The organism is Streptococcus sp. 20925_1_69, from assembly GCF_041432365.1.
Lineage (GTDB): Bacteria > Bacillota > Bacilli > Lactobacillales > Streptococcaceae > Streptococcus.
In genome coordinates, this window is sequence record NZ_JAPVZL010000014.1 from 27,305 (window position 1) to 40,658 (window position 13,354).

10 protein-coding genes and 1 pseudogene are annotated in these 13,354 nt (G+C 37.5%); all 11 read left to right on the plus strand.

Features of this window, described 5'->3' with window-relative positions:
• Positions 1-50 precede the first annotated feature (50 nt).
• Positions 51-923 (plus strand): helix-turn-helix domain-containing protein, encoded by an 873-nt coding sequence (locus tag O3601_RS08870; protein ID WP_004237388.1) that lies wholly within the window; start codon positions 51-53, stop codon positions 921-923.
• 128 nt (positions 924-1,051) lie between these two features.
• The gene (locus tag O3601_RS08875) at positions 1,052-1,189 is read left to right on the plus strand and encodes a hypothetical protein (RefSeq protein WP_160313022.1); all 138 of its coding nucleotides are present in this window, start codon (positions 1,052-1,054) and stop codon (positions 1,187-1,189) included.
• Positions 1,190-1,751: 562 nt separating this feature from the next.
• A complete protein-coding gene (locus tag O3601_RS08880; protein WP_000382763.1) occupies positions 1,752-4,268 on the plus strand; it encodes a lanthionine synthetase LanC family protein in 2,517 nt (838 codons plus the stop codon).
• Positions 4,265-5,485, plus strand: coding sequence for an MFS transporter (locus O3601_RS08885; RefSeq protein ID WP_001091364.1), 1,221 nt, complete (start codon positions 4,265-4,267; stop codon positions 5,483-5,485). The genes O3601_RS08880 and O3601_RS08885 overlap by 4 nt, the downstream gene beginning before the upstream one ends.
• Before the next feature lie 30 nt (positions 5,486-5,515).
• Positions 5,516-5,593, plus strand: a pseudogene (locus O3601_RS08890) (phosphatase PAP2 family protein); the annotation flags it as partial.
• Positions 5,594-5,620: 27 nt separating this feature from the next.
• Entirely contained in the window at positions 5,621-6,040 is a 420-nt protein-coding gene (locus O3601_RS08895; protein WP_033678332.1) for a chromosome partitioning protein ParB, read from the plus strand.
• Entirely contained in the window at positions 6,015-6,494 is a 480-nt protein-coding gene (locus tag O3601_RS08900; protein WP_050489937.1) for a GNAT family N-acetyltransferase, read from the plus strand. The genes O3601_RS08895 and O3601_RS08900 overlap by 26 nt, the downstream gene beginning before the upstream one ends.
• Positions 6,495-6,764: 270 nt before the next feature.
• Positions 6,765-7,811: a phenylalanine--tRNA ligase subunit alpha gene (gene pheS, locus O3601_RS08905; RefSeq protein WP_033678364.1), complete on the plus strand. Its 1,047-nt coding sequence runs from the start codon at positions 6,765-6,767 to the stop codon at positions 7,809-7,811.
• The gene (locus O3601_RS08910) at positions 7,811-8,320 is read left to right on the plus strand and encodes a GNAT family N-acetyltransferase (RefSeq protein WP_371472613.1); all 510 of its coding nucleotides are present in this window, start codon (positions 7,811-7,813) and stop codon (positions 8,318-8,320) included. Before pheS ends, O3601_RS08910 begins: the two co-directional genes overlap by 1 nt.
• Before the next feature lie 76 nt (positions 8,321-8,396).
• Positions 8,397-10,802 (plus strand): phenylalanine--tRNA ligase subunit beta, encoded by a 2,406-nt coding sequence (gene pheT / locus O3601_RS08915; protein WP_261068205.1) that lies wholly within the window; start codon positions 8,397-8,399, stop codon positions 10,800-10,802.
• A gap of 472 nt (positions 10,803-11,274) precedes the next feature.
• Positions 11,275-13,354: YSIRK-type signal peptide-containing protein (locus O3601_RS08920; protein WP_371472615.1), on the plus strand; the 2,080-nt coding region annotated here is incomplete at its 3' end.

Below are 13,354 nucleotides of genomic sequence, written 5' to 3' on the forward strand. Positions count from 1 at the left end.
GTTTTTGAAACTTGATGTACTTTAATAAATAAAGCAAGGAGGAATAAAGTGTGGACATGTTACTAGCGACACGCTTAAAAAACAAGAGAAAGGAATTAAAATTATCTCAAAAGGAATTGGCTAAGGGGATTTGTGAGCAAGGACAGATTAGCCGTATGGAGCAAGGTAAATACTCACCCGGGTCAGAATTACTCTTTCAGCTATCTAAGCGATTGAAGGTGAGCATGAATTATTTCTTTGAAGAGACTGAGGTTTCTAGCTTGGAAAATATTGATAAGTTTAAAGAACTATCTAAGAAGTTTTTGGATGAGAGGGAATATGAATCTCTCCATTACATATATGAACTAGAAAAATCTAAACGTGCTCGTTTATCTGCTAAAGATCAGATTTATTTAGACTGGATTGATACATTAGTTCAATTCCATTATCTGAATCATCAAACAGAGGCAGTTGCGAAATTGGAAAAAATACTGTTGTCTCTGAAAAAATCTGATTTTTACTATCTACAGCTGGGAAATACCTTGGCTAATTTTTATTTTGATATGGGGCAGGAAGACACATATCAGGAGCTCTATCAACTTTTAAAAGAGAATATCCAGTCATTATCTGTTCATCATTTGGAACAATTAGAATTGATGATTAAATTCCGATATAACTATTGTAGATATTTGTGGTTGAATGAACAAACATCTGAAGCTATAGAAGAGATTACAGAAACAATAGCTATTTGTAAAAGATATAATAGTAGTTATCGATTAGCAGATTTGTATTGTTTATTGGGAAATATAAGTGTGGGATTTGCTGAAAAGGATAGGATACTAGGTTTTTATCAAGTATCTTATCAGCTTTACAAGCACGAAGAGAACCAGAGAATGATGATGGAAATTGAGAAGGAAATGAAATTATTGGAAAGTGAAGATTAAGAAAAAGATTTGTATTTTTAGATAACTTAAATTCATATTTCAAAAAAAATAAGAAATCTACATAAAAATTATTGACAAACTAAAATTGATGTGTTAGAATATCGTCAATAGTTAAGGAGGTTTAGAAGATGAAAAGATTTCAAGTTGTCAAGCTATGTATATTAATTGCTTTATTGCTTCTATTTCTATTTAATGTGTTAAGTGGCTCTTTATCTGTAACAACTAGAGGAGTTGATCCAGGACCAGCATATGGAATTTCACTTTAAAGATATCCAACATATCGCTTCATAAACAGAATTGAGTTTTACTTTCAAAAATAAATCAGATTCTGATGGAGGATTTAGTCCTTAAGTGTTGTATTAGTGTATTGAGACTTCATTTATCTGGATGTTGAAGTTTTGCTTGTGAGATTTATCTAAAAAACTCTTTAACTATATTTATAAAGGCTTTATAGAATTTTCCTTTCCGGAAAAAGAATTCTAAATAAAATTAGGAGAATCACCATGGAAACATTGTCAAATCTTGAGATGTTACCAGTTGCACCTCTTCCTACGCAAGTTGAAAGATTATGCGACTTTACATGCTCGGTTACAGTCGGTTAGTCTTAAATGCTTTTAGAACCTCTTCTTATTGAAATGTTGATGTCTGCATATAAAATATTTCATAATTCTTTATAGTTTGACAGTTCATTTTTAAGAAGTTCAAGTTTAATAGGCGCTTTCATGTATTTAATCAATTGTAGATTATTTACGAAAGTTTAAGATAGTTTAATTATATAGGAGAGGTGGGTTAGTCTACTTCTCTTTCTTTATATACGAGGAGTAATTAATGGATGTTCTTGAGAATTCAATACAACAATTTGATTCTAAAGTTAAGTATGTTTCTTCTGACTGGGTTTATTTTGGCTATAATAAGAATTTATCAGATTCGGGATGGAAAATTCACATAAGTTCACAAATGAAAGATGCGGTTAGTATCTTTACACTAGTAGCATCTTTTTTACGCGAAATTGAATGTTCATTTAAAGTTGTTAAGGATATTGAAAGTTTAAAAAAGATTAACTCTCCACGAGAAACGTCACCTATAGCCAATAAATTTATGACAATTTATCCTGCAAATGATAAGCAAGCTCGTGAAATAATATTAGCGTTACGTGAGAAACTTGCTATATATTTTTCTCCAAGAATATTGTCTGATTTTCAATGTGGAAAACATTCACCGCTGCACTATAGATTTGGTTCATTTAAAAAAATACAAGAATATGACGAAAAAAATCACAAAATTATTTATTTGTTGAAAAACGAGGAGGGGAATTGGGTAGAAGATGTTCGTAAAAATTTTCCTGTGATACCTGATTGGAAGGAGGATCTTTTTACTCCAGAAGAGAAACAGGAGTTATTTGGAGAGATAGGGAGAATACCTGAGAATCATTTAATAAATAACTATAAATTTGAAATAATATTAAAAAAATCTAACAGAGGGAATGTATATAGAGCTAAAAAGAAAGATACTGGGGAAAAAGTTATTGTGAAACAAGTGCGCCCTTTTGTCAGCAACGATGTTGAGGGGAAGCATTTTGCTATCGCTGAGATAAAAAATGAAGCTAATATGTTGAAGATATTAGATTCTCAGCTTTATACGGCAAACTTTATAGATGAGTTTGAAGTTGATGGAGACTATTTTGTTGTTCAAAGTTTTATTGAAGGATATAGTTATTTTGATTTAATTGGGGAAGAAAGGTTTTCTTATAGAACAAAATTAAAATTAATAGATAATTTAATATCAATTGTTAATTCTATTCATAGTTTAGGATATAAGATTGTAGACTTATCGCCTACAAATTTTATTTATAGAGAAGATGGTTCTATATTTTTAATAGATTTAGAGAATGTATCTCTGATAAAAGATGTACGACGATATGTAAAAACCCCTTTTATGGTAAATCCAGATAATGACCTATCTGAGAGTTCGATTAATCAAGATTATTTTGCTGTAGCCATGACTAGTTTTGCTATTTTGGTTGGTAGAACATTAGCTTTTTCGCCGGGAGACAATCTGTACGATATTAGTTGTATTGATAAAATAAAACAAGCGTTACGAATCGCTAAAAATATGGAATATATATCAGAGAGTGTGTATTACTGGTTGATTTATCTGTTGAATTTAAGTGAAGCGAAAGAATCTACTAATATAATAAAGAAAATTAATGAAATTGAAATTTTGAATATTGATATGTCAGAGGTGGATTTTAATGTTAGTTGTTATGATTTTAAAAAGGAATCTGAGAAAATAGCACATTTTATTTTATCCCAAAATATTGATAGCACAGGTCGTCTTTTACCTTCAAATGAATTTGGAGAATTTGTTAACCCGATATCTTTTCAGCACGGACTGTCTGGTTATATAATATTTGTTACTCAATGTTTATCGTCTTCTGAACTGAAGTTAGTTAAGCAATGGGTTCAAAAGATAGAAATAACAAGAGATAGCAAGAGTTATCTGTATCAAAATTCATTGTATTTTGGTGCGTCAGGATTTTTATGGGCTTTAATATTATTGTTTGAAAGAACAGGTGATATTTTTTATAAAAATAAAGCTACTACTCTAGTAAGTGAAATATTGTTAGGTTATAATGATATTAGCGAACAGGATTTTGTTTTAGGAAAAGCAGGTGTTTTGCTATCTCTTATGAGGTATTATGAGTTGGAAGGAACCGCCTATCTTGAAGAATTTATCCATACTGCAATTTCTGAACTTCAAGAGGAAATCGGTCAGGATTTTTCACAATATAATTCCTTGTTTGATTATAGTTTTGCTCATGGAAAAGCAGGAATAGCATATGTTTTGAATGAATATAAAATTTTATTTGATAGTAAGAAATTTGATTCCATAATAAGTATTTTTACAGAAGAAATTGCAAAAATATTATCACAAGAAATTTTGAAAAATAAAAATAGTTACAATAATTTAGAGCTATCTTGGTGTGATGGACTATCAGGGTTGATTCTATATCTTTGTTTGGTCGAACCTCTAAAATACTCTAAGTTAATTTCGGAGGCTAGAGTGGTGATTCTTAACCACCACCTGAGTATGGAAACATGTTATTGCCATGGCATTGCTAGTCTGTTACAAACTTATGCGTATGTATTTGGAGATAAAGATAAGAATGATATAGTTCAGTTGCTTCTTACTAAGTCTTTTAGAAAGTATGATGAACTTCTTGTTTTTCAAAGTGAGAATCGAAATTACGATTATTTTGATTTTGGTATTGGAACTTTGGGAATATATTGGGCACTGTTAGAATTTCAATTTCCTTTTGAACTGAAGAAGGAGGCGATTCAATGAATACTTTTTTGACTAATAAAAGTTATCGAATGTTGCTGATTAATCAATGGGTTTCGTCATTTGGGGATACGCTGTTTTATATTTCCTTTATTTCGTATGTATCGGGATATAAATTTGCTTCATTAGCTGTTCTTTGTATAACAGTTTCGGAGACTTTGCCACAGATTTCTCAGTTGTTCACAGGTGTTATTGCCGATTTTCAAAAAAATCGTGTCGCAAAATATATTGCTATATTGGCAAGTAAGTTTCTGCTTTATACTCTATTGACACTGTTTGTAGCGGATAAGAACTTCTCTATGGGGATGGTTCTCCTTATTTGCGGAATCAATCTTTTATCAGATACCATGAGTTATTTTGCGGGTGCTATGATTTCTCCTTTGTATGTGAGGATTATCGGAGATGATATGACAGATGCTATGGGGTTTAGACAGGCAACTGCTGGTGTAGTTAATATTCTCAGCAACCTTATAGGTGGAGTTTTGATTGGGGTTATCAGTCTTCAGATGTTTGTAGGTTTGAATGCTTTGACCTTTCTTTTTGCACTGTTGGGTGTGGTGCTTATTCGTACTTCTTTGAGAGATATTGAGGGACAGATGGAGGTTGGTAAAAGATTAACCGCAAAATCTTTTGGAGAGCATTTCCTCCATTCAATGAAGATATTGTCAAGTTTTCCAGCAATCATCAAATTAATATTCATTGCAGCTATGAACCAAGTGATTTTAAGTATTATTACCCCTTTAACGACCTTGATGTTGATCCATCATCCATTTATCTTCCTTGACACTGGGCAATCCATTGCAGTCTTGTCCGTGGTTATTTTTTCAGGAACGATTGTGGGAAGTTTTCTGAGCGGAAGTATCTTAAAAAATATTCCCATAAAAATGATTGCTTACTTTGAAGAAATTATGCATCTCTGTATTCTCTTTTCTTGGTTGACCAATCAGTTTCTCCTTTTATTGGCAGTTGTCTTCTTATGCGCAGTTGCTGTAGGAATGATGGGACCTCGGATTTTCAACCTTGTATTTTCGATGGTTCCAGAGGAAGTTATGGGAACCATACAGTCAGTGCTTGGAGTGTTTAATGTTGTTGTACCAGGAATTCTTAGTATGCTCATCGTTGCATTAGCGAGTGCTACAAACCTAAAAACCACAGTGATTCCACTTTTTATTTTTGTGTTGACTGCCTTAGCGATTGTGAGAGCAATGAAAATAGAGTAATAGTAGTATGAACTATTGTCTCTTTTGTGGATGGGAGTCCTGTTTATCGAGTTTCCCTTCTATGATAAACTTCGCTTCCAATGGCGATTTAAAGGTAAGCAGAAGTGAGTATCGAATTCCTTTGAGGAGAAAGAAATGAAAGTCAATATAGCAGATCTTCATCCGACTCAACTATACTTATCAGAAAAGAAGTTGCAAGATATTCAGATGCTTTATCAGTCTGTAGAACTAAACAATGTTGATCCAATCAGTATTCTTGCCTTTGGAAATTGCTTGTTGATTACAGATGGGCATCACAGGACTTATCAGGCTTTATTGGCAGGTCGGGATACGATTTCTGCTGAGTTTGATAGAGACGGCGGTGATGAACTATATCATCTTTATGCGCAAGCCTGCGAAGAAAGAAAAATTTACTCTGTTCTGGATTTAAAAAATCATATCTTACCTCAAGATGAGTATGAAGCAAAATGGTATAACTGGTGTGAGGGTTTTAATCAAGCAACAACTCTCTTATTGAAAAGGAAAGCTGATGAAACAGATTTTACAAATAGATAATGCACTACGTCTCGTTCCTTATTGTAAGGTCAATCATTGTGAGGAAGCTTTTGCTTGGTATCAGGATGTGAACTTGGTTTACCTCGTAGATGGGGTAAAGCTTCCTTACAGTCAAGAAACTTTGGAAGCCATGTATTCCTATTTGGATCAGCACGGTGAGCTTTTTTGGATTGAAGTCAAGGAGAAGGGAGAATGGTTTCCAATTGGGGATGTTACACTATCTCAGGATAATCTTCCCATTGTGATTGGAAATCCTGCTTACCAACATCGAGGACTTGGGAAAAAGATTCTAAGTGCTTTGATTGAATTGGCTCGAGTAAAAGGATGGAAAGAATTGAGAGTTAAGGAAATCTACACTTACAATCATGCGTCTAGGCGATGTTTCGAGTCGCTTGGATTTGTGGAAAATGGGGCAACAGAAAAAGGGACGAGTTTTGTATTGAAATTAGTCTAATCTAACTTGTTTTTTAACTAAAAATCTGATAAACTAAGTAGTAATTGAATAGAAATCTGCAAGACTAGTAGCCCAAGGGAAGTATATTAGGGAGGAGAGCCGTGACTGCAAGCTCTCTATATGAAACCTGGGTGAATTCACTTGCGCATGGATTTAGAAATGAAGGTCTGACTTGTCAGATAAAAACGGATGGTACCGCGTGTCAACGCTCCGAGTGGAGTTTTTGGCATGTGGTTTTCTTTTTATCTACGAGAGACTGATGGAGGAATTATGTCAACTATTGAAGAACAATTAAAAGCGCTTCGCGAAGAAACGCTGGCTAGCTTGAAGCAGATTACTGCTGAAAATGAAAAAGAGATGCAAGATTTGCGTGTCTCTGTCCTTGGTAAAAAGGGTTCGCTCACTGAAATCCTCAAAGGGATGAAAGATGTTTCTGCTGAGATGCGTCCAATCATCGGGAAACACGTCAATGAAGCTCGTGATGTCTTGACAGCTGCTTTTGAAGAAACAGCTAAGCTCTTGGAAGAAAAGAAAGTTGCTGCACAATTAACTAGCGAGAGTATAGATGTGACGCTTCCAGGCCGCCCAGTTGCGACTGGTCACCGTCACGTTTTGACACAAACCAGTGAAGAAATCGAAGATATTTTCATTGGGATGGGTTACCAAGTCGTGGATGGTTTTGAAGTGGAGCAAGACTACTATAACTTTGAGCGTATGAACCTTCCTAAAGACCACCCAGCCCGTGATATGCAGGATACTTTCTATATCACAGAAGAGATCTTACTCCGTACTCATACATCTCCTGTGCAGGCGCGTGCCATGGATGCCCATGATTTCTCTAAAGGGCCTTTGAAAATGATCTCACCAGGGCGTGTCTTCCGTCGTGATACGGACGATGCAACCCACAGTCACCAGTTCCACCAAATCGAAGGATTGGTTGTTGGGAAAAATATCTCTATGGCTGACCTTCAAGGAACCCTTCAGTTGATTGTGCAAAAAATGTTCGGTGAAGAGCGTCAGATCCGTTTGCGTCCCTCTTACTTCCCATTCACAGAACCATCTGTTGAGGTGGATGTTTCTTGCTTCAAGTGTGGTGGAGAAGGCTGTAACGTATGTAAGAAAACAGGTTGGATCGAAATCATGGGTGCCGGTATGGTTCACCCACGTGTTCTTGAAATGAGTGGTATCGATGCGACTGTTTACTCTGGATTTGCCTTTGGTCTTGGTCAAGAGCGCGTAGCTATGCTCCGTTACGGAATCAACGATATCCGTGGTTTCTACCAAGGAGATGTCCGCTTCTCAGAACAGTTTAAATAATGATTAGAAAAGTAGAAATGGCAGATGTTGGGGTGTTGTCCAAAATTGCTAAACAAACCTTTCGTGAAACATTTGCTCATGATAATACGGAAGAGCAGTTACAGGAATACTTTGAAGAGGCTTATAGTCTGAGAGTTTTGTCAACTGAGTTGGAAAATCCAGAATCCGAAACCTATTTCATTATGCATGAAGAGGAGATAGCTGGTTTTCTCAAAGTCAACTGGGGAAGTGCTCAGACTGAGAGAGAATTAGAGGGTGCTTTTGAAATTCAACGTCTCTATGTGCTACAAAAATTCCAAGGATTTGGATTCGGTAAGCAACTGTTTGAATTTGCTCTTGAACTTGCTACAAAAAATAGTTTTTCCTGGGCTTGGTTAGGTGTTTGGGAGCATAATACAAAAGCTCAAGCGTTTTATAATCGATATGGTTTTGAAAAGTTTAGCCAACATCATTTTATGGTTGGTCAAAAAGTAGATACGGATTGGTTACTGAGAAAGAAATTAAGGTAAGAAGATGATTCTTCTATTGAAATGATAGGAAAGGAAAAGAACTAGAGTGGCAACTGTCATTCTGGAGAACTAAATTATGCTTGTATCTTATAAATGGTTAAAAGAATTGGTGGACATTGATGTGCCATCACAAGAGTTGGCTGAAAAAATGTCAACTACAGGGATCGAGGTAGAAGGTGTCGAATCACCTGCTGCTGGTCTCTCAAAAATTGTCGTCGGTGAGGTCTTGTCTTGCGAAGATGTGCCAGAAACTCACCTCCATGTTTGTCAGGTTAACGTTGGCGAAGAAGAAGCCCGTCAAATCGTTTGTGGTGCACCCAATGTGCGTGCTGGTATCAAGGTTATGGTGGCACTTCCAGGAGCTCGTATCGCTGACAACTACAAGATTAAAAAAGGAAAAATCCGTGGCTTAGAGTCACTTGGGATGATCTGTTCGCTTGGTGAATTGGGCATTTCTGACTCAGTTGTGCCTAAGGAATTCGCCGATGGTATCCAAATTTTACCTGAAGATGCCGTTCCAGGTGAGGAAGTATTCTCATATCTAGACTTGGATGATGAAATCATCGAACTTTCCATCACTCCAAACCGTGCGGACGCTCTTTCTATGCGTGGGGTGGCTCACGAAGTGGCAGCCATCTATGATAAGGCAGTCAACTTTAAAGAATTTACTCTTTCAGAAACTGACCAAGCTGCAGCGGATGCTCTTTCTGTGGGCATTGAGACAGACAAGGCGCCTTACTATGCCGCTCGTATCTTGGACAATGTGACTATCGCACCAAGTCCACAATGGTTGCAAAACCTTCTCATGAATGAAGGTATCCGTCCTATTAACAACGTGGTGGACGTGACCAACTACATCCTGCTCTACTTTGGTCAACCTATGCATGCCTTTGACTTGGATACCTTTGAAGGAACTGACATCCGTGTGCGTGAAGCGCGTGCTGGTGAAAAATTAGTGACCTTGGACGGTGAAGAGCGAGAACTTGCAGAAACTGACCTAGTCATCACTGTGGCTGATAAGCCAGTAGCCCTTGCAGGTGTTATGGGTGGTCAAGCAACAGAAATCTCTGAAAAATCTAGTCGTGTCGTCCTTGAAGCTGCAGTCTTCAACGGAAAATCAATCCGCAAGACTAGCGGACGTCTCAACCTTCGTTCTGAGTCATCTTCTCGCTTTGAAAAAGGTATCAATGTGGCAACTGTTAACGAAGCCCTTGATGCGGCGGCTAGCATGATTGCAGAACTTGCAGGTGCGACGGTGCGTAAAGGTATCGTTTCAGCGGGTGAGCTTGATACCTCTGATGTGGAAGTTTCTTCAACTCTTGCAGACGTTAATCGCGTCCTTGGTACGGAGCTTTCATACGCTGATGTCGAAGATGTCTTCCGTCGTCTTGGCTTTGGCCTTTCTGGAAATGCAGACAGTTTTACAGTCAGCGTCCCACGCCGTCGCTGGGATATCGCTATCGAGGCAGACCTCTTTGAAGAAATCGCTCGTATCTATGGATATGACCGCTTGCCAACTAGTCTTCCAAAAGATGATGGGACAGCTGGTGAATTGACAGCCACACAAAAACTCCGCCGTCAGGTTCGTACGATTGCTGAAGGAGCAGGTTTGACAGAAATCATCACCTATGCTCTAACAACTCCTGAAAAAGCAGTTGAGTTTACGGCTCAACCAAGTAACCTTACTGAACTTATGTGGCCAATGACTGTGGATCGTTCAGTCCTCCGTCAAAATATGATTTCTGGTATCCTTGATACAGTGGCTTATAACGTAGCTCGTAAGAATAAAAACTTGGCCCTTTATGAGATTGGAAAAGTCTTTGAACAAACTGGCAATCCAACAGAAGAACTTCCAAATGAGATCAACAGTTTTGCCTTTGCCTTGACAGGCTTGGTTGCAGAAAAAGATTTCCAAACAGTAGCAGTTCCAGTTGATTTCTTCTATGCTAAGGGAATCCTTGAAGCCCTCTTCGCTCGTTTGGGACTCCAAGTAACTTATATAGCAACATCTGAAATCGCTAGCCTTCATCCAGGTCGTACAGCAGTCATTTCACTCGGTGACCAAGTTCTTGGTTTTCTTGGCCAAGTGCATCCAGTCACTGCTAAGGCCTACGATATTCCAGAAACGTATGTGGCTGAGCTTAACCTTTCAGCCATCGAAGCAGCGCTTCAACCTGCTACTCCATTTGTGGAAATCACCAAATTCCCAGCAGTCAGCCGTGACGTTGCCCTTCTCCTCAAGGCAGAAGTCACTCACCAAGAAGTTGTAGATGCTATCCAAGCTGCTGGCGTGAAACGTTTGACAGATATCAAACTATTTGACGTCTTCTCAGGCGAAAAATTGGGCCTTGGTATGAAGTCGATGGCTTATAGCTTGACTTTCCAAAATCCAGAAGATAGCTTGACGGACGAAGAAGTAGCACGCTACATGGAAAAAATCCAAGCATCGCTTGAAGAAAAAGTCAATGCAGAAGTGCGTTAAGTTATTAGAGTTTGAAATGAAAGTTTAGACTTAAACATAAAAAACGAATAAAACTAGTTTTCTAGACGGTTAGAATTCTATTTTGTTCGTTTTTTGTTTTTAAATCTTAGGTCTTGTTAGTGTGAATGAAGCTGTTCTTATATACTTTCTTGATTTCGCTTTTATAACTGTTTAAGACTACAGTAGATTGAAATAAACTGCGAACAAATCTATTGGGGAATTCAAACAAGTTTATAGCAATGTTTTAGAAGTTTCAATGTGCTGTTTCAACTTCGGCATGAAATAAAATCTAAGTGTATTTTTATTTTTCTGTCTAATAAATCAAAATACTTGATTTATTATCATAACAATGATAAAATTAATCTAGAAACAGTGTATAGGTGATAACTTTGGTTAATATATATATATATATATATATTAACCAAAGTTGCCGTTTTCACTAGTTTAATAGATAATAAAGGAGTCTTTATAGATGGAAAAAAATCATTCGATGAGTCGAGTAGAACGCTCACGACGTGAGAAGGTAACTCGTTACTCTGTCAGAAAAGTAAGTTTTGGTGCGGCCAGTGTGGCGGTCGCAGCATTTTTCATGTTTTTGGGAAATGGTGCAGTGTATGCAGCAGAACCAAATGTAACAGCAACAGATCCTGCCCTAGCAGCTACTCCAGCAAATAATCAGTTGGATGAAAATTCTGGTGCCAGTGACTCGACTGCTCCGAAAGCTCAAGCAGGCACAACTACTCCAACACCTGTTGATGCAAACTCAACATCAGTAGAGTCAGCTCCTGCTTCAAAAGTTCAAGACGAAACACCTGCTCCAACTCCTGTTGCTGAATCAGCATCCGTAACTCCAGCTCCTGCTTCATCAACAGAAGAAGTAGAAGAAAAGGCTACACCTGCCTTGGATAAAAAACAGCTGGAAGATTACGTAGCAGAAATTGATGCTAAATTAGCCTCAGGTAGCTATGCGACTAAGACAGATGAAAGTGTCGCAATCCTTAAAGAACATTTAGAATTAGCAAAACTTGCCCTAACAACAGCCACAAGTCAAGAGGAGTTAACAAAAGCTTACAGAAAACTTTTTATGACAGCTAGCAGCGGTTTACGTAGTAAGCCTAAAGCGCAAGTGGGAAGTCCTAAACTAGATACCACAGAAGGAAAAGCAACTGTCGGTAAGAAAGCCAACAATACTGAGAGAGCTACAGGAAGCAACTCTATCGCAAACTCAGGACAACATGATCCACGTAATGGACAAGCCCTAGATAGAAATAATCCATTCCGAACAGATGCGACAACGACGGATACTGATCCAGATGCGAATCAAGTTTTTGAAGAACCGAGTGCTAATGAAGATGTAGATGGACTACTAACTAAGTTGAATGGTTTATCTAATGTAATTAACAACGAAACAAAACTTGCAAATATGGATCAGGTTGCGGCAACTAAAAATATAGACCCGGGTGTAGCCAAAGAATTAGATGAGTTCGGAGGATGGAAAGCTGTAAAAGACTCAGAAGGAAGAGGGAGGTTTGTTGTTGTAAGAAAAACAGCAGACGGTGTCTTTCCAATTGAGACAGTGAATACTGTAAAACAAAATGTGTCCACAAATAGGACATGGACTTCAGAGTCTGTCTTAGATCGCGGAAATGAACATGTCTTGCTTTTATCAGAGGTAAGAACTCAAGCAACTAAAGATCAAGAAGTATTTGATAAGACAAAGTATATAGAAAATAATGAAGGAGATAAAATTGCTAGAGGCTTAACAGGCTATAACGGGATAGAAAAAACATTTAAAGCTTTTTCTCCTACTGTCGGTTCAACTACAAAGGTCTCGTTCAAGACTGGATATACAGGAGATATAAACGGTAGTAAAGCTAAGTATCAGGTTGAGGTTCTGGGGAGAACTGACGAGACTAGCCCCCTTGTCAGTCTTTATAAGGTAACTTTTGATCCTTCAAAGGATAGTGATACTATTGATATGAAAGTGATTGCGGCTAAGGATGGAAGTTCTTCATCTTTTACTACTCCTAGAAGTAGTACATCTAGAGAGGAGCTAAACACGAAATTAGCTGAAAGAGGAAAGAGTCCTAACGGAACGACAGGGACCTTTACAAGTAAAGATATTGAGATTCCTACCGGATACACTGAATATACTGTACGTATCAGTTCTGCTGATAATACTCGTTTAGGTATGGGGTACCAAATACCGTGGAGGCATTTTGCTCTACCTGTTGCTGGACTAGAGTTTAGCATAACTCAGGATACTAAAAAAGTAGCTAAAGATTTGTTGACAAAAGTTTATACCAAGTTAACAGAGCAAAAATCGGAAGATACTAAGTGGTCAACACCAGAAACCAAAGCAAATTATGAAGCAAAATTGCAAGCTATTCGAGAAGCACTGACTTCTGACGCTAGTACTACAGATAGTTACAAAACAGTAGCAATACACGCTGTAGCACAGCAGAAAAAACTGAATGAAGAGGAGAAAATTAAAAATAAATCGAAAGCCGCAGTAGCCGCAGCCTTAGCCGCAAAAGAAAACGCGATTGAAG

Excerpts from the sequence above, each read along its gene's own strand:
- O3601_RS08875 (WP_160313022.1), top strand. The coding sequence starts at position 1,052 with ATGAAAAGATTTCAAGTTGTCAAGCTATGTATATTAATTGCTTTATTG.
- O3601_RS08880 (WP_000382763.1), top strand. The coding sequence starts at position 1,752 with ATGGATGTTCTTGAGAATTCAATACAACAATTTGATTCTAAAGTTAAG.
- O3601_RS08885 (WP_001091364.1), top strand. The coding sequence starts at position 4,265 with ATGAATACTTTTTTGACTAATAAAAGTTATCGAATGTTGCTGATTAAT.
- O3601_RS08895 (WP_033678332.1), top strand. The coding sequence starts at position 5,621 with ATGAAAGTCAATATAGCAGATCTTCATCCGACTCAACTATACTTATCA.
- O3601_RS08900 (WP_050489937.1), top strand. The coding sequence starts at position 6,015 with ATGAAACAGATTTTACAAATAGATAATGCACTACGTCTCGTTCCTTAT.
- pheS (WP_033678364.1), top strand. The coding sequence starts at position 6,765 with ATGTCAACTATTGAAGAACAATTAAAAGCGCTTCGCGAAGAAACGCTG.
- O3601_RS08910 (WP_371472613.1), top strand. The coding sequence starts at position 7,811 with ATGATTAGAAAAGTAGAAATGGCAGATGTTGGGGTGTTGTCCAAAATT.
- pheT (WP_261068205.1), top strand. The coding sequence starts at position 8,397 with ATGCTTGTATCTTATAAATGGTTAAAAGAATTGGTGGACATTGATGTG.